A 16616-nucleotide genomic window follows, 5' to 3' on the forward strand; every position below is an offset into this window, starting at 1 on the left:
TCGGTCCGGGTGGTTGTCAGTGGCGGGTCCTACCGTCGTATCCATGACGCGATCCGTTCAGGCACTCGCCTACGTCCGCCCGTCCGCGCTGGAGTCCACGGCCTCCGGCCGGCTGCTCGGTCTGCAGACGGCGGAGGGCCTCACGCCCCGGGGCGCCGAGGCCCATCCCCGCTTCTTCTCCGGCTTCCTGGCCTCTCCGCAGGTCGCGGCCCGAGGGCTGCTCGCGGTCGCCGACGTGGCCGCGGCCCGCTACCACCAGCGGATACGGCCCGGGGCGCTGGACCCGGTGGTGACGGGGAACGGGGACCGGCTGCGGTTCGAGTCCTTCTCCGGCTGCGGCGGGGTGTACGCGCGCCTGGACGTGCTCGACGAAGGGCTCGGGGGTACGGAGACGGGGCACGGCACCACCAACGTCGACGTCAACGATCCGCTCCGGGAGGCGCTGTCGCGGATGACGGGGGACGATCCGCTGCACCTGCGGGTGGGCCCGGAGGAGATGGCGGTGACCACGCTCGCGGGGGCGGTCGTGGAGAAGAAGGTCCCGCTGCCGGACCGCTGGCTGCGGGGCTTCGCGGAGGCGCAGGTCGCCTCGGCGCGGTTCGACCTGCGGGCGGAGTTGAGCGGGGCTGAGGCCGTCCGGTTCCTCAGGTCCCTGCCCCGGAACCAGTCGCGGGGGCGCGGTCCGCTGTGGATCACGCAGTCCGGCCGGGCCCTGCGTCCGACGACCCGGCCGGGTGCCGGCGCCGTGTGCCTGCCGGGGCTCGACCGGCTGATCGCCCTGGAGCGGGTGCTGCGGCACGCGACGGGCCTGCGGGTGTACGGCCCGGTGCCGGACGGCTCGCCGGCGACGGCGAGCGCCTGGGAGGTGGTCCTCCCCGGCATGCGGCTGACGCTGACGCTGTCCCCCGACCCCGCGCGGGGCTTCTCCGGCGAGGGCGGGGTCCTGGAGGCGCTGGCGACGGAGGAGGCCGCGCAGGACGCGGAGCTGGTCGCGGTCCTGTTGGCCTGGGAGCCCAGGATCGACCTGGCCGACCTCGGGGCGCAGGCCGGGCTCACGGTCGACCGGGTGCGGGCGGCGCTGACCCGGCTGGGCACGGCCGGCCGGGTGGGGTACGACGTGGCGGACGCGGCCTACTTCCACCGGGAGCTGCCGTACGACCCGGACCGGGCCGAGCGGCACAACCCGCGCCTGGTGAGCGCCCGTCGGCTGGTCACCGAGGGTGCGGTGACGCTCGAAGGGGACCTGGCGACGGTGGCCTCGGGTGAACGGCACTACCGGGTACGGGGGTCGGACGGCGTACTGAGCTGCACCTGCCAGTGGTGGGCGGACTACCGGGGCCGGCGGGGACCGTGCAAGCACGCGCTCGCGGTGCGGATGGTCAGGCGGGGGGCGCTGGAGGACGCGGGGACGGGCGCCGGCGCAGGCACGGGGACAGGCGCGGGGGCGGGGGCGGGCGGAAGCGGCACGGGGGCAGGCCAGGAGACGGCGGGGGCAGGCGTCGGGACGGGCGCGACGAACGCCGGAGCGGTGCGATGACAGGGCCCCGGCCGGGGCGGCAGGACGCGGAGGACACCAGGGGGGACGGCGTGGACAACGGGACGGGGCGGGGCGTGGGGATCGTGACGGGTGACGGCGAGGGGGTCGGCACGGAGGCAGGTCGGGGCAGCGTCACGGAGGCCGGCTCCGGGGTCGAGAAGCTGCTCGCGGGGGTGCGCGCGGGCCTGGCCGCCGAGGTGCCGGCTCTTCTGGGACCGTTGGACGACGCCGACCGCAAGGCCGCCCTCGCGCAGCTGAAGGTGCTGCGCGCCGAAGTGAGCGCCGGGAAGTGGGGTACGCCTGCGTACCTGGCGAACCGCATCCGCAGCGCGCTGTACGTGGCGGGCGCCGGCTGTCTGACGGGTGCCGCCGCGGCCGCGAGCTGGCTCGGTGCGCGCGATCTGATGACGTGGCGGACGGACGGCACCCTCGCCCTCGCCGCGCTGGGCGAGCGGGACCCGGCGTGGGCGGCGGATCTGGCCGGGCGCCTGGCCAAGAGGCAGGTCGTCGCGGAGAACAGCTACCCGCTGCTCCACGGGCTCGTGGTCCGCTCCGGTCACGCGGTCCCCCCGACGGACGGCTACGTCCTCGGGTGGATCTGGCACATCACCGACGACCGGCTGGTGGAGCGGCTCCGGGAGGACCCGCAGACGCCCGTCCTCGTGGCCCACGCGCTCGCGATGGCCGAGACCCCTGAGCGGTTCACCCGGACGGTCCGTCCCGGCTCGCCGAAGCACTGGCCCACGGCGCTGCTCACGCTCGTCGCGGAAGGCGTCCTCGACCGGGGCCACCTCCTGGACCTGTGCGTGTCCCGGCTGCTGCGCGGCGGCCCCGTCCGGAACCTGCGTTTCCCGCTGGAGATGGTGCGGCTGCTCGAACCCGCCGCCGCCGAGCTGCGGGAGCGGATCCCGGACTGGATCGGGATCGCGGCCGACGCGCCGTCGCTCGTCGCCGGGTACGCCCAGCACGTCCTGGGGGAGCTCGCCGCCGCGGGGGCGCTGCCGGTCGGGGCGCTGGCCGAGATGACGGCCGGCGTCCTCTTCCGGACCGAGAAGAAGCTGGTCCGGGCGCAGTTGACGCTGGTGGGCAAGGTGCTGGCGCGGGAGCCCGGCGCGGCGGGCGAGCTGTTGCCCGCCGTGACGGAGGCCTTCGGGAACGAGGACACCAGCGTCCAGGAGCGGGCCCTCAAGCTGGTGGGCCGTCATCTGCCGTCGGTGGGACCTGAGGTGCGGCGTGAGCTGGCCGAGGCGGCCGGACTGCTGAGCCCGACGCACCGGCCGGCCGCCGTCGCGCTGTTCGGGACGGACCTGGAGGAGGAGGCCGGGGCTCCGTACGAGGAGATCCTGCCGCCGGTGCCCGAGCGCCTCCTTGTCGCGCCCCCGGCGACGACGGTCGAAGCGCTGGTGGAAGAGCTGGTGACGAAGGGGCTCGTCGAGGATCCCGTGGCGTTCGAGCGGGCGCTCGACGGGTTGGTGCGGCTCGCACACCGGGACCGGGCGGCCGTGGTGGAGGCGGTTCGGCAGACGTTCCCCCGGACGGAGTGGCACGAGACGCACTACTTCACGCACCACACCTTCGGGGTCGAGGTGGTGCTCGCGGGGCTGCTCGGTCTGCTGAACCGGACGCGGGTCGGTCTCGGCCGGGCGAACGGGCGCGGCCCGGCCTGCTGTCTCCACCAGGTGCTGTCCGGGGTCCTCGACGCGCGCCTGTGGGAGGTCGCCGACCTGATCGGCACGGACGCGCTGCCGTTCCTCCTGGCCACGCCGACCTGGCACAGCGGCGCCATCGATCCGCTGGTCCTGGTGGAGCGGCTGCGGGCGTACCGGGACGCGGACGTGGAGCCCGCTCCGGCCGACTTCGCGCAGGCTCTGCTCCGGGTCCTTCGGGCCGATCCGTCGGTGTGGCGGGCGGCCGAGGAGGCGGCGGCGCTCGGCACCACGGGCGGCCGGCGGCTCGCCGCCTGGCTACGGGAGGAGGCGCCCGTTGCGGCGTCGGTGCGGTTTCTCCCGCGCGGCGAGGACCGGTCCTCGCCGAGGTGGTGGCTGATCGACCGGATCGTGGTCGACTTCGCCGACCGCCCCGCCGTACGCGAGGAGTTCCCGCCCCCCTTCCATTGGCTGGGCGGCACTCTGGAGGCGACCCCGCGCCGCTGCTACCACTGGGAGAACAGTCGCGCGCACTGGTCCCCGGTGCTTCCGGCCGATCGGGACGTCCTCGCGGCCTGTCTTCTGCCTACCCTCGCGGGCTGCGTCGACGGAGACACACGCGGCCTGACCGAACCCCTGACCGCGCTGGCCGAGGCCGGGGTCCCGGTCGGCCGGGCGGTCCATCTGGCCGTGGCGTTCGGTCTCGGCTGCGTGGACGCGGACGACCGGCTGCGCGCGGTGGACGCCGTGCTCGTCCTGGCCTCGCGGGGCGAGCTGGACGCCCGGCGGCTCGGCGAGGAGCTGGGGTGGCTGGTCGCGGAGGGCTCGGTGAAGCCGAACCGGCTGGCGGACGCGGCCCGGACGGCGGCGGTCACCGGGGCGTACGGGACGGTGTGGGCGGTCCTGGCGGCGATGCTGCCGGGTCTGCTCTCCGCTCGGGTACCGGTGCGCGGGCTCGGCGAGGTGCTGGCGGTCGCGGCGGACTCCGTGGAGCGGTGCGGGGCCCGGGGGGAGGTGGCCGGGCTCGACACGCTGGCCTCGGGTCGTGGTTCCTCGCAACTGGTGGTGCAGGCCAGGCGCCTGCGGAACGCACTCCGCCAGGGGGCCGATCAGATCCCGACAGAAACGGCCTCAATCAGCCTTTAAGCTGCCAGACGGGCGCTTAACCCGTCAGTCACAAAACGTTCGTGATCACGCAACACCACTGGGTCACAGTGAGGTCATGACCGATGTGACGTCTTCGAAGAGCGCCCGCCGCCCCCACCACTGGCGGCACGACCTGATCGAACTCGCCGCCCTGTTCACCGCCGTGGTGGTGGCCGACACGATCGCCAAGACCATCGTCAAGGGGCCCGACGGCCACTACCTGCTGGTCTTCTCCGCGATCGCGCTGGTCGCCACCGCCGCCTTCCACACCTGGTGGGCGCGGAGGCACAGTCATGCGAGCCATGCGCCGCCCGCCGACCCCACCGGCGGGCACTCCAGCATGACCCGCCCGGCCGGGGCGGCCCCCCTGGTGGAGACAGGGAAGCGGGCGGAGGAGCCCGGCGTGCCGGTCGAGACCGCGCTGTGGCGGATGCGCACCACCGTCGCGGACACCCCGGGCAGCCTCGCAGCCCTGTGCACGGTCCTCGCCCGCATGGGCGTGGACATCCTCACCCTCCAGACGCATCCGCTCGCCGACGGCACGGTCGACGAGTTCCTGCTGCGCGCCCCCGCCGACCTCTCCGCCCACGCCCTCGCCAGGGAGACCGCGGCGGCCGGCGGCCGTGACACCTGGACCGAGCGGGCCGACGCCCACGACCTGGTGGACACCCCCACCCGGGTCCTCGGCCTCGCCACCCGTACCGCGCTCGACGCCGCCGAGCTGCCGCTCGCGCTGCGCCAGCTCCTCGGCCGCTGCACCCTGCACTCCGTGCCCGCCGTCTCGCTCACGGGCCGCCCCACCGGTGAACCCGCCCCGGTCGAAGGCGTCCTGGAGGAGACCGTGATGCGGCTGCGCGACCCCGACGGCGGCACCCTCATCGTGGAGAGGCCCTATCTCCCCTTCACCCCGACCGAGTTCGCCCGTGCCCGCGCCCTCGTCGAGCTCGACGCCCGGCTCGGCCCGCGCGTCCCGCGCAGCCATGACGTCCTGACCCTGCCCGAGGGCAACGAGATCACCGTCCGCCGTGCCGACCAGCGCGATCTGCCCGCCGCGCGTGCCATGCACGACCGCTGCTCGGCCCGCACGCTCGGCCTGCGCTACCACGGTCCGGTCGGCGACGCCGACCGCTACCTCGACCACCTGCTCAGCCCTCGCTTCGGGCGCACCCTCGCCGTGCAGACGACCTCCGGCCGTCTCGTCGCCCTCGGGCATCTGCTCTGGGACGGCGACGAGACGGAGGTCGCGCTGATGGTGGAGGACGACTGGCAGCGCCGCGGCATCGGCTCGGAGCTGCTCGGCCGGCTCGTCGCGATGGCGGAGGAGGCCGGCTGCGCGAGCGTGTACGCCGTGACCCAGTCGTCCAACACGGCGATGGTGGCCGCGATGCGGGCACTGAGCCTGCCCCTCGACTACCAGATCGAGGAGGGCACGCTGGTGATCACTGCCCGGCTGGCCTCGGCACCGCGACCGGCCGACCGCCCGAAGCCGCAGGAACAGACACGGGACCAGCAGCAGGAGCAGCGGCACGAGGGAGTGCGGCGGCCGGGGCGCTGAGCGCCTCGGTCAGATCCCGCCACAGGTCCTCGACGTCCTCGAGACCGACCGACATCCGCAGCAGCCGGTCGCTGACGCCCGCCGAGCGCCGGTCGCCCTCGGCCACGATCCGGTGGCTGATGGAGGCCGGGTGCTGGATGAGGGTGTCGACGCTGCCGAGGCTGACGGCGGGGGTGATGAGCCGGACGCCGGCGATGACGTCGTGCGGGTCGCCGTACACCTCGAAGGCGATCATCGCGCCGCCGATCCGCGGGTAGTGGACCCGGGCGATCCGGGGGTCGGTGGCCAGTCGGCGTACGAGCTCCGCGGCCGTGGTGGACGCCGCCCGTACCCGTACCGGCAGGGTGGAGAGGCCGCGCAGCAGCAGATAGCCGGCGAGCGGGTGCAGCACGCCGCCGGTGGCGAAGCGCACCTGGCGGAGGGTACGGGCGAACTCCTCGTCGCAGGCGATGACTCCGCCCATGACGTCGCCGTGCCCGCCCAGGTACTTGGTGGCGCTGTGCAGCACGACGCGGGCGCCCTGTTCGACGGGGCGCTGGAGCACCGGCGTGGCGAAGGTGTTGTCGACGAGGAGCGGCACGGAGCCGCAGGAGTGGGCGAGGGCGCGGATGTCCGCCTCGGCGAGCGTCGGGTTGGCGGGCGACTCCACCATGACCAGGCCGGTGTCGGGCCGGATCGCCTCGGCTATGCCCGCGGGATCGGTCCAGGTCACCTCGGTGCCGAGCAGTCCGGCGTCGAGGAGGTGGTCGCTGCAGCCGTACAGCGGGCGGACCGCCACGACGTGCCGCAGGCCCTGGCTCGCCCGGGCGAGGAGCACGGCGGTGAGGGCCGCCATGCCGCTGGCGAAGGCGACGGCGGACTCGGTCCCCTCCAGACGGGCGAGGGCCTCCTCGAAGCGGGCGACGGTGGGGTTGTCGAGCCGGGCGTAGACGGGCGGCCCGTCGAGCCGGGCGCCGGTGGTGGCGAACTCGTCGATCCGCGCGGCCTCCGCACGGGCGTCGTACGAGGGGTAGGTGGTGGACAGGTCGAGCGGCGGGGCGTGCAGACCGAGCGAGGCGAGGTCTTCGCGGCCGGCGTGCACGGCTTCGGTGGCGAGGGCCCTCGGGGTGGCCGAGGGGCCGTAGTCCATGGCGTCCATGGCCGCACTGTGAACGGATACCGGGAAGTAGGGGGAAAAGGCCGTGCTACGTTCGACCGATGGCCGATTCTGTCGTACTGGACGCGGTCGATCTGCACATTCTTCGCCTCCTGCAGAACGACGCCCGGACCACCTACCGGGAACTCGCCGCCGAGGTCGGGGTGGCGCCCTCCACCTGCCTGGACCGGGTGGCGCGGCTCCGCCGCACAGGCGTGATCCTCGGACACCAGCTACGACTGGATCCGGCCAAACTCGGCCGGGGGCTTGAAGCACTCCTTCTCGTCCAGGTCCGCCCGCACCGGCGGGAACTGATCGGTCCGTTCGTCGACCGGATCCGGGCCCTGCCGGAGTCCCGCGCGCTGTTCCATCTGACGGGACCCGACGACTACCTGGTGCACGTGGCCGTGGCGGACCCCGCCGACCTGCAACGACTCGTCCTCGACGAGTTCACCTCGCGCCGCGAGGTGGCCCGCGTCGAGACCCGGTTGATCTTCCAGGAGTGGGAGTGCGGCCCCCTCCTGCCGCCCTCCGCGGGCCCTTCCTTGTCAGCCGACTGAGGCCGGACGAGGGTGACGGGGGCCCGCCGGAGAGTCCAGGATGGCCCCCATGCCAGAGACTTCCAGCAGCACGCTGCCCCGCCAGGTCGCCGACGACCACGTCGACGCACTCATCGCCCTCGACCCGATCACCGGTACGTACCTGGGAGTCAAGGAGAGCGCCGGACTGCTGCCCGACTTCTCGCCCGCCGGCCAGCGGGCCGTGGCCGACCTCGCCCGCCGGACGCTCGCCCGGCTCGACGAGGCCGAGCGCGCGCCGGGCGCGGAAAGCGAGGCCGAGCGGCGGTGCGCCCGGTTGCTCCGGGAGCGCCTGACGGCGGAACTCGCCGTGCACGAGGCCGAGGAGGGTCTCTGCGCGGTCAGCAACATGCGCTCGCCCGCGCACAGTGTCCGTATCGCCTTCACCGTGATGGCCACGGAGACCGAGGAGGACTGGACGGCGGTGGCGTCCCGGCTGCGCGCCGTCCCGGCGGCGCTCGCGGGGTACCGGTCCTCACTGGAGCTCGGTCTCGAGCGCAAGCTGTTCGGCGGACCGCGGCCCACCGCCACCTTCGTCGACCAGCTCACCGAGTGGTCCGGCGCGGAGAGCGGAAGGCCGGGCTGGTTCGAGCAGTTCGCCGCCGCGCGGCCCGACACCCTGCCCGAGGAGCTGCGCGCCGAACTCGCGCGCGCGGGCCGGAGCGCCACCGACGCCGTCACCGCACTGCGGGACTGGATGCGGGACGTCTACGCCCCGGCCGTCGCGGACGCCCCGGACACGGTGGGCCGCGAGCGGTACCAGCGGTGGACCCGCTACTTCAACGGCACCGACCTGGACCTCGACCAGGCCTACGCGTACGGCTGGACCGAGTACCACCGGCTGCTCGACGAGATGCGGACCGAGGCCGAGCGGATCCTGCCGGGCGCCGACCCCTGGGAGGCGCTGGCCCACCTCGACGAGCACGGTACGCACATCGAGGGGGTGGAGGAGGTCCGGCTCTGGCTCCAGCGGCTGATGGACGAGGCCATCGAGGCCCTCGACGGCACCCACTTCGAACTGGCCGACCGGGTCCGCCGCGTGGAGTCCCGCATCGCCCCGCCGGGCGGCGCCGCGGCGCCGTACTACACGGGCCCGTCCGAGGACTTCTCACGCCCCGGCCGCACCTGGCTGCCGGTGGACGGCACCACCCGCTTCCCGGTGTACGACCTGGTGTCGACCTGGTACCACGAGGGCGTCCCCGGCCATCACCTGCAGATGGCGCAGTGGGTGCACGTCGCCGACCGGCTCTCCCGCTACCAGGCGACCATCGGCAAGGTCAGCGCCAACATGGAGGGCTGGGCGCTGTACGCGGAGCGCCTGATGGACGAGCTCGGTTTCCTGCCCGACGCGGAGCGGCGGCTCGGCTACCTCGACGGTCAGATGATGCGCGCGTGTCGGGTCATCGTGGACATCGGCATGCACCTGGGCCTGGAGATCCCGGCGGACTCGCCGTTCCATCCGGGCGAGCGGTGGACCCCCGAGCTGGCGCAGGACTTCTTCCAGCGGCACAGCAGCCGTCCGCCGTCGTTCGTGGAGAGCGAGATGACCCGCTATCTGTCGATGCCCGGCCAGGCCATCGGCTACAAGCTGGGCGAGCGCGCCTGGCTGCTCGGCCGCGCCAACGCGCGCGCGGCGCACGGCGACGCGTTCGACGCGAAGGCCTGGCACATGGCGGCACTCTCGCAGGGGCCGCTGGGCCTCGACGACCTGGTCGAGGAACTCTCGCGCCTCTGAGTGGGTCGCCTCCGAGGACGCCGCCCCTGAGCACGCCGTCTCCGAGCACCTCGGCCATGAGATTCCCCGGCTGATCGCTTGATCGGCCGGGGAATCCCCTGCTATTCCTCGTCCATGACCACCGACTACACCCCCGACGCCACGGACTGGCGCATTCTCGAAGCCCTCCAGGCCGAAGGCCGCGCCAGCTTCGCCGACCTCGCCCGTACGGTGTCGATGTCGCCGTCCGCGGTGACCGAGCGGGTGCGGCGCCTGGAAGAGGCGGGGGTGATCGCGGGGTACACGGCGATCGTCGACCAGGACCGGCTCGGCCTTCCCATCCTCGCCTTCGTACGGCTGCGCTACCCGCACGGCAACTACAAGCCGTTCCACGACCTGCTCGGCACCACGCCGCAGATCCTGGAGGCGCACCACGTCACCGGCGACGACTGCTTCGTCCTCAAGGTCGCCGCCCGCTCGATGAGGCACCTGGAGGAGATCACCGGGAAGATCGCCACTCTCGGCGCGGTGACGACCAGCATCGTCTACTCCTCGCCGCTTCCCCGGCGTTCGCTCAGCCGCTGAGCGCGTCGCCACCGGTGCGCAGCCGCACCGCGGAACCCCGCCGCGCCTTGACGACCTCCAGCTGGGCCGGGATCCGTCGGCGCAGATCGCCGACGTGGCTGACGATGCCGACGCTGCGGTCCCGCTCGCGCAGCGAGTCGAGCACGTCGAGCACCTCGTCGAGGGTCTGCTCGTCGAGGCTGCCGAAGCCCTCGTCGATGAAGAGGGTGTCCAGCCGTACGCCGCCGGCCTCGTCCGTGACGACGTCGGCGAGGCCGAGGGCGAGGGCGAGCGAGGCGAAGAAGGTCTCGCCGCCGGAGAGCGTGGCGGTGTCGCGCTCGTTGCCGGTCCAGGCGTCGACGACGTGCAGCCCGAGTCCGGCCCGCTTGCCGCCGGAGCGCGCGTCGGAGTGGACCAGGGTGTAGCGGCCGGAGGACATCCGCTGGAGGCGGGCGGTCGCGGCGGCGGCGACTTGTTCGAGGCGGGCGGCGAGGACGTACGACTCCAGGCGCATCCGGCGCTCGTTCTCGGCGGAGGTGCCGGCGGTGAGGGCGGCGAGTCGGGCCACGCGGTCGTACTCCTCGCGGAGCGGCCCGAGTCGGCGCACCTCGGTCACGGCCTGCCGGGACAGGCCGACGAGGTCGGTCACGCGTTCGCGGGCGGCGGCCAGGACGGACGCGGCCGCGCGGAGCGCGCGTTCGGCCGCCGTGTGGGCGGCCGCGGCGGCGACGGGGTCGGCGGGCGGGAGGGCCGCGGCGGCGACGGTACCGGGCTCGGCGAGCCGGTCGGCGACCGCGGCGGCCTCGGCCTGCCAGGCATCCACGCGGTGCTGGTGGTCCCTGCGCTCGCTCTCGCGGAGGAGTGCGGCGGCCGCCTCGGCCGGGGTGGTGAAGCCCGCGCGGTAGGCGGCGTCGGCGAGCCGGTCGTCGGCCTCCTTGAGCCGCTGGGCGGCGAGTTCGGCGGAGCGTACGGCTCCGGCGGCGTCGACCAGGAGGGCGATCCGCCGCTCCAGACGGGTGGCGTGCTCGGCCACGGTGCCGAAGGTGCCTCGTCCAAGGGCGAGTTCCTCGTCGAGTGCGGTCTGCTCCCGCTCCAGGGCCTCCCGCCGCGAGGTCCGGGCGGCGGCGCGCCGCTCGGCCTCCCGCTGGACGGCGACCCGCTCCTCGTACTCCCGCTCCGCCCTCGCGAGGGCCTCCCGCGCGCTGTGGCTCTGCCCGGCGAGCGCGTGGGCCTCGGCGTGCAGGAGCGTCAACTCCTCCACCTCACAGGCGAGTTCACGGACGGACGGGTCGGCCGCGTCGGAGGGCGTGGCACCTGCCAGGACCTCGGTGCGGGCGGTGGACCAGGACTCGCGGACGACGGCCAGCTCGCGTTCGACCGCCGTGCGGGTCTCCTCGGCACGGGTGTAGGCCGCGTAGGCGGCTTCCTCGGTGGCGCGGTCCACGTGGTCGGCGGTGGTGCGGGCGGGGGCCGGGTGCGCGGTGGAGCCGCAGACCTGACAGGGGTCGCCGTCGCTGAGGGTGACCGCGAGTTCGGCGGCGATGCCCTCAAGGCGGCGGGACTTGACGTCGAGCCAGCTCTCGTGGGCGGTGTTCCGGCGCTCGCGGGCGTCCGCGAGGCGCGTCTCGGCGGTCCTGGCGTCCTCGGCGAGGCCGTCACGGCGGCGGGCCGCGGCGAGCCGGCGGCGGGCGGGTTCCAGGCGGCCCGCGAGGTGTTCGGCACGGGCTGCGGCGTCCCGCGCGGCCTCGACGCGTTCGGTGAGTGCGGCGCGGCGCGGTTCCCAGCCGGCGAGCCAGTCGGCGGCGTCCCGCAGGACGTCGTCGTCGGCGCGCGCCTCGCGGGCGAGGACGGCGCGCTCCTCGGCGACCGTGGCGGCGCGGCGCTCGGCGCGGCGGGCGGCCTCCAGACCGCCGAGCTCCTCGCGGAGCCGGCGTTCGAGCGCGGAGAGGTGGTCGGCCCCGGCGTCGGCGAGGTCCGCGGGCAGCAGGGCGCGGGCGCGTTCCCACGCGGTCCGGGCGGTGGCGTGCTCGCGCTCGGCGTCCTCGCGCAGTCCGAGCGCGGGTGCCACCCGGTCCGCCTTGAGGCTGCGGTCAAGGGCGGCCTGGAGGCGGTCGCGTTCGGGGGCGCGGGCGGTGAGCCGCTCGTGCCGGAGGAGCGCGTCGGCGTGCCGGGCCTGCCGGACGGCGAGGTCGTTCTCCGCGTCGAGGGCGGCGCGCGCGGCGCGCTGCCGGGCCTCGGCCGCGTCGAGCCGTACGCGCGCGATGTCGAGGGCCTCGCGGGCCTCGGTGCGGGCGACGGCGGCCCAGGTGAGGACCGCGTCCGGGAGTCCGGGGTCGCCCGGCCGTCCCTCGACGGACGTACGGGCGACGCCGAGGCCGCCGGCGGCCTGGCCCATCCGCTGGGCGAGGGCCAGGAGCCGCTCGTCCCCGTCCTCGACCTGCCGGTGCGCGGCGCGCCGCAGATCGGCGAGGCGCTCCTCGACGGCGGCGAAGCGCCGGGTGTCGAAGAGGCGCCCGAGGAGCCTGCCGCGGGCCTCGGCGTCGGCCCGCAGGAAGCGGGCGAAGTCGCCCTGCGGGAGGAGGACGACCTGGCAGAACTGCTCGCGGCTCATGCCGACGAGCTGGGTGATCTCCTCCCCTATCTCCTGGTGGGAGCGGCTGAGGCCGGCCCAGGTACCGGCGGCGGGGTCGTACTCGCGCAGCCAGGTCTGCGCCTTCTCGGTGGTGAAGCCGTCGCCGCGCTTCTTGGGGCGCTGCTGGGCGGGGCGCCGGGTGATCTCGAGACGCCGCTCCCCCACGGTCAGTTCGAGGACCACCTCGGTGGACGTGCCGACCGGGGCGTGGTCGCTGCGCAGGGAGGTGCCGGGATTCTGGCGGACGCCGGGCACGCTCCCGTACAGGGCGAAGCAGACGGCGTCCAGGACGGAGGTCTTGCCGGCGCCGGTCGGGCCGTGGAGGAGGAAGAGCCCGGCGGAGGACAGGGCGTCGAAGTCGACGGTCTGGGTGCCGCCGAAGGGGCCGAACGCGGTGATCTCCAGGCGGTGCAGCCTCACCGGCCCACCTCGCGCTCGGCCGTGTCGATCCGTACGTCGTCGAAGGCCCCGTACAGGACCGTCCGCTCGGCGCCGTCGAGGGTCGCGCCGCCGCGTACATGCGCCACGAAGTCCTCCGCGATCTGCTGGTCGGTGCGGTCCCGGAGCCGCTGGGCGTAGGAGGCGGCGGGGTCGTCGCCGGTCCGGTCGGGGTCGAAGACCAGGTTCAGGGTGTGCGGGAAGCGCCCCGTGAGGCGTGCCATCGGTTCGGCGGGGCGCACGGGGTCGGTGAGCGTGGCCTCGACCCAGGACTGCTCGTGGGGCGTGAGCGCGGGGTCGTCGAGAAGGTCGTCGAGCCGGCCCCTGAGCCGGGCGAGGGGGCGCGGGACGGGGCAGTCGATCCGCTCGGCGGTCAGCACGGCACCGTCCGCGCCGAGATCGATCAGCCACATCGTCTTGCGGTGGTCGGCCTCGGAGAAGGAGTACGCGAGCGGGGAGCCGGAGTAGCGCACGCGCGGGGTGAGGGTCTGACTGCCGTGAAGATGGCCGAGAGCGACGTAGTCGACGCCGTCGAAGACCCCGGCGGGTACGGCGGCGACCCCGCCGACGGTGATGTCCCGCTCGCTGTCGCTGGGCGCGCCGCCGGCGACGAAGGCGTGGGCGAGGACGACGGAGCGGGTGCCTGCGGGCCGGGCGGCGAGGTCGGCGCGGACCCGGTCCATGGCGGCGGCGAGCACGGCCTCGTGACCGGCCTTCTCGGCGCCGAGGCGGTCTCTGACGAGTGCCGGTTCGAGGTAGGGCAGGCCGTAGAGGGCGACCTCGCCGTGGTCGTCGGTGAGGACGACGGGCGTGCCGACGCCGGCGGGGTCGGTACGGAGGTGGATGCCGGCGCGCGCGATGAGGCCGGCGCCGACGCCGAGGCGGCGGGCCGAGTCGTGGTTGCCGGAGATCATGACGGTGGGTACGCCGGCCTCTGCGAGGCGGTGCAGCGCGGTGTCGAAGAGCTCGACGGCGGGCAGCGGGGGCACCGCGCGGTCGTAGACGTCGCCGGCGACGAGGACGGCGTCGACGCGGTGCTCGTGGACGGTGGCGACGAGGTGGTCGAGGAAGGCGGCCTGGGCGCCGAGGAGCCCGACACGGTGGAAGGACCGGCCGAGGTGCCAGTCCGAGGTGTGCAGGAGCCTCACGATGCCGTCCCACCCCGCATGTGCGCCGCTCCTCGCCGCTCGTCCCCGTCGTGTGCGGCCTCCACGCTATCCCGCCGGGGGGTGTGGTCGGGCCCGCTCCCGCGCACCGGTCAGGAGCCCGCGCGCGGCGAAGGGCCGTGCGGGCAGGGCCCGAGGGGTCGGGCGGCGCCGACCACGCGGCGGCCGGTGCCCGTGGGTCACGTGTCCGGTGTCACGCGCCGCACGCGCACGCGTGGCCGACCCGCGCGGTGCGCCACACAAACCGACGGCACGCGCACGCGTGGCCGACCAGCGCGGTGCGCCACACACACCGACCGCACGCGCACGCATGGCCGACCCGCGCGGTGCGCCTCACACGTCGCCGTACGCCTCGCCGCCCGGTTCGAACGAGGCCGTGCCCGCCGTGGCGTCGGCGAGCCAGGCGCGGAAGGCGGGGACGTCGCTGTCGGGGAGGCCGATCTCGATGGTGACGGCGTCGGCGTACCGCACGTCGCGGACGGCCCGCCCGGTCGCCCTCAGGTCGTTCTCCAGCCTGCCCGCGCGCTGGTGGTCGACGGTGACGGTGGCGAGCCGGAAACGCTGCCGGGTCACCGTGCCCACCGCGTCGAGCGCCTCCCCGACCGAGCCGCCGTACGCGCGGATGAGGCCGCCCGCGCCGAGCTTCACGCCGCCGTAGTAGCGGGTGACGACGGCGACGACGTACCGCATGTCGCGGCGCAGGAGCATCTGGAGCATGGGGACGCCCGCCGTGCCGCCCGGCTCGCCGTCGTCGCTCGCCTTCTGGACGGAGGCGTCGGCTCCGAGGACGTACGCGAAGCAGTGGTGGCCGGCCGTCGGGTGCTCCCTGCGGATGCGCGCGACGAACTCCTGCGCCTCCCGCTCGTCGGCGACGGGCGCGAGCGCGCAGAGGAAGCGCGAGCGGTTGATCTCGGTCTCGTGCACACCCTCGCGGGCCACCGTGCGGTACTGCTCCTGCATCCGGCCAGCCTACGTTCCGCCGGCGGGGGCGTCGGCCGGTCCGGGAGCGGTCGCCGGGCCGACGTAGGGCAGGGCGCGCAGGGCCAGGGCCCAGCCGAGGCGGGCCTCGCCGGACTCGCTGGAGCGGCCGGTGAGCTCGGCGATGCGGCCGATGCGGTTGAGCACGGTGTTGCGGTGGCAGTAGAGCTGGTCCGCGGCTCTGGACGCCGAGCAGCCGTGGTCGAGCCAGGCCCGGAGGGTGGAGAGGAGCGCGGCCCGTTCGCCGCCCGTGGCGAGCACGGGACCGAGGTGGACGGTGACGATCCGCTCGGCGATGTCGACGCGGCCGCTGAGCAGCACCTGGGTGAGCCGGTCGTCGAAGGCGGCGATCTCGCCGCTGCCCGCCGGGAGGGTACGGAGGGTCTGTTCGGCGAGTCGCAGGGCGCGGCCCGCCTGGGAGAGGCGCTCGAACTCCGGGGAGACCCCCGCGGTGGCCCCGGTCCGTTCGCTCAGGGCGGCGAGGAGCGCGCGCGTGGCGGGGTCGGTTCCCGGGCCGGCCCCCGCGGGCCTCGCGGTGGGCGCGTCGCGGCGGGGCAGCCGGACGACGCCGGCGTAACGGCCGGAGCGGGGCCGCCAGAACGACCACAGGCCCTGGGCCTCCAGGACGGGTGAGGGATGCGGCGGCGCGGCCGGGTCCTGGGCGGCGACCACGACGACGTACCGGTCGACCGCGGGGACACCGAGCGCGGCCGCGGCGGCGGAGGCGACGGCGGGATCGTCGGCGCGGCCGTCGAGCAGCGCCTCGAAGAGGGCGACGCGCCGGGTGTCCTGGCGGCGCTGGAGCTCCAGTTGGGCGATCCGGTACGCGTCGGCCATCGCGACCGAGTACCGGTCGATGGTCTCCCAGACCCCGCTCGCCAGGTCGAGCTCGACGTCCCGGCTGTCGGCGTCCCGCCCGGTCCGGCCCCGGAGGTGTTCGGCCATGACCTGCCAGAGCACGCGGCCGCCGCGCCGGTGGGCCTGGAGCACGGTGTCGAGCGGCACTCCCTGTTCGGCGCGGCGGCGGCCGGTCTCGCGCGCCGCCCCTTCGAAGTCGCCGCCGGTCGCGGTGAGGCCGCCGAAGTCCTCCAGGGCGCGCAGCAGGTTGTCGCGGCAGATCGCCCGGAGGTCCTCGCGGGTGACGGGGGTGCCGGAGGCGTGCGTGCCGGAGTGGGCGCGGATGTCGTCGACGGCGCGGTCGGTGAGCCGGTCGATGTCGGCGAGCATCGCGGTGGCCAGGGAACGGCGGAGCGCGGCGGAGCCGCTCGGGGGCGTGGGGGTTCCGCCGGAACCGCCCGGCGAGCTGTGCGTCATGGCTGGCACCGTAGCGCCGGGATTTGGCGGATGCCACGGCTCGTGCGGGTCGACGGGGCCGCGGCCCAGCCGGGCGCGCCGCGTGATGGGCGATTGCCCAGCGCGTCCGGCCGGTGCCGTGGCGGACCCCGTGCCGTCTCGCGAGGGCTGATCGCCGCAGGGGGGAATCACGGCGGGGGGCGGCTCGTTGACCGGGTGGACGGGCCGCACCGA

The 16616-nt window shown here is 75.0% G+C and carries 11 protein-coding genes; 6 read left to right on the forward strand and 5 right to left on the reverse strand.

Going from position 1 to position 16616, the window contains the following annotated elements:
* Positions 1–43 precede the first annotated feature (43 nt).
* From ABZ567_RS19735 to ABZ567_RS19745, 3 genes are all read left to right on the forward strand, one after another.
* Positions 44–1537 (forward strand): SWIM zinc finger family protein, encoded by a 1494-nt coding sequence (locus ABZ567_RS19735; RefSeq protein WP_360791472.1) that lies wholly within the window; start codon positions 44–46, stop codon positions 1535–1537.
* Complete coding sequence (locus ABZ567_RS19740; protein ID WP_360791474.1) at positions 1534–4329, forward strand: DUF6493 family protein; 2796 nt, start codon at positions 1534–1536, stop codon at positions 4327–4329. Before ABZ567_RS19735 ends, ABZ567_RS19740 begins: the two co-directional genes overlap by 4 nt.
* Positions 4330–4405: 76 nt before the next feature.
* Positions 4406–5884, forward strand: coding sequence for a GNAT family N-acetyltransferase (locus ABZ567_RS19745; RefSeq protein WP_360791477.1), 1479 nt, complete (start codon positions 4406–4408; stop codon positions 5882–5884).
* Here the strand turns inward: ABZ567_RS19745 and ABZ567_RS19750 are convergent.
* Positions 5769–7022: an aminotransferase class I/II-fold pyridoxal phosphate-dependent enzyme gene (locus tag ABZ567_RS19750; RefSeq protein ID WP_360791480.1), complete on the reverse strand. Its 1254-nt coding sequence runs from the start codon at positions 7020–7022 to the stop codon at positions 5769–5771. The genes ABZ567_RS19745 and ABZ567_RS19750 overlap by 116 nt on opposite strands.
* A 59-nt stretch (positions 7023–7081) precedes the next feature.
* On the opposite strand from ABZ567_RS19750, the gene ABZ567_RS19755 reads away from it, so the two are divergent.
* The 3 genes from ABZ567_RS19755 (at position 7082) to ABZ567_RS19765 (ending at position 9896) form a co-directional block, all read left to right on the forward strand.
* On the forward strand, positions 7082–7579 hold the full coding sequence (locus tag ABZ567_RS19755) for an Lrp/AsnC family transcriptional regulator (protein ID WP_360791484.1): 498 nt from the start codon (positions 7082–7084) through the stop codon (positions 7577–7579).
* Positions 7580–7628: 49 nt separating this feature from the next.
* On the forward strand, positions 7629–9332 hold the full coding sequence (locus tag ABZ567_RS19760) for a DUF885 domain-containing protein (protein WP_360791486.1): 1704 nt from the start codon (positions 7629–7631) through the stop codon (positions 9330–9332).
* Positions 9333–9446: 114 nt separating this feature from the next.
* Positions 9447–9896 carry an Lrp/AsnC family transcriptional regulator gene (locus tag ABZ567_RS19765; protein ID WP_360791489.1) on the forward strand — a complete coding sequence of 150 codons (450 nt, stop codon included), beginning with the start codon at positions 9447–9449 and terminating at the stop codon, positions 9894–9896.
* Here the strand turns inward: ABZ567_RS19765 and ABZ567_RS19770 are convergent.
* The 4 genes from ABZ567_RS19770 to ABZ567_RS19785 form a co-directional block, all read right to left on the reverse strand.
* Complete coding sequence (locus ABZ567_RS19770) at positions 9886–12927, reverse strand: SMC family ATPase (protein ID WP_360791492.1); 3042 nt, start codon at positions 12925–12927, stop codon at positions 9886–9888. The two genes, ABZ567_RS19765 and ABZ567_RS19770, sit on opposite strands and share 11 nt — an antisense overlap.
* Positions 12924–14093 carry an exonuclease SbcCD subunit D gene (locus ABZ567_RS19775; RefSeq protein ID WP_360791495.1) on the reverse strand — a complete coding sequence of 390 codons (1170 nt, stop codon included), beginning with the start codon at positions 14091–14093 and terminating at the stop codon, positions 12924–12926. Before ABZ567_RS19775 ends, ABZ567_RS19770 begins: the two co-directional genes overlap by 4 nt.
* A 351-nt stretch (positions 14094–14444) precedes the next feature.
* The gene (locus tag ABZ567_RS19780) at positions 14445–15071 is read right to left on the reverse strand and encodes a YigZ family protein (RefSeq protein WP_360791498.1); all 627 of its coding nucleotides are present in this window, start codon (positions 15069–15071) and stop codon (positions 14445–14447) included.
* 9 nt (positions 15072–15080) lie between these two features.
* On the reverse strand, positions 15081–16403 hold the full coding sequence (locus tag ABZ567_RS19785) for a helix-turn-helix domain-containing protein (RefSeq protein ID WP_360791501.1): 1323 nt from the start codon (positions 16401–16403) through the stop codon (positions 15081–15083).
* Positions 16404–16616 lie beyond the last annotated feature (213 nt).

This window comes from Streptomyces sp. NPDC016459, from assembly GCF_040632845.1.
In the GTDB taxonomy this organism is placed as follows: domain Bacteria; phylum Actinomycetota; class Actinomycetes; order Streptomycetales; family Streptomycetaceae; genus Streptomyces.

Bases quoted from the DNA above. Each gene is read 5' to 3' on its own strand.
- ABZ567_RS19750 (WP_360791480.1), bottom strand. From the start codon at position 7,022: ATGGACGCCATGGACTACGGCCCCTCGGCCACCCCGAGGGCCCTCGCC.
- ABZ567_RS19745 (WP_360791477.1), top strand. From the start codon at position 4,406: ATGACCGATGTGACGTCTTCGAAGAGCGCCCGCCGCCCCCACCACTGG.
- ABZ567_RS19765 (WP_360791489.1), top strand. From the start codon at position 9,447: ATGACCACCGACTACACCCCCGACGCCACGGACTGGCGCATTCTCGAA.
- ABZ567_RS19735 (WP_360791472.1), top strand. From the start codon at position 44: ATGACGCGATCCGTTCAGGCACTCGCCTACGTCCGCCCGTCCGCGCTG.
- ABZ567_RS19785 (WP_360791501.1), bottom strand. From the start codon at position 16,403: ATGACGCACAGCTCGCCGGGCGGTTCCGGCGGAACCCCCACGCCCCCG.
- ABZ567_RS19740 (WP_360791474.1), top strand. From the start codon at position 1,534: ATGACAGGGCCCCGGCCGGGGCGGCAGGACGCGGAGGACACCAGGGGG.
- ABZ567_RS19780 (WP_360791498.1), bottom strand. From the start codon at position 15,071: ATGCAGGAGCAGTACCGCACGGTGGCCCGCGAGGGTGTGCACGAGACC.
- ABZ567_RS19760 (WP_360791486.1), top strand. From the start codon at position 7,629: ATGCCAGAGACTTCCAGCAGCACGCTGCCCCGCCAGGTCGCCGACGAC.
- ABZ567_RS19755 (WP_360791484.1), top strand. From the start codon at position 7,082: ATGGCCGATTCTGTCGTACTGGACGCGGTCGATCTGCACATTCTTCGC.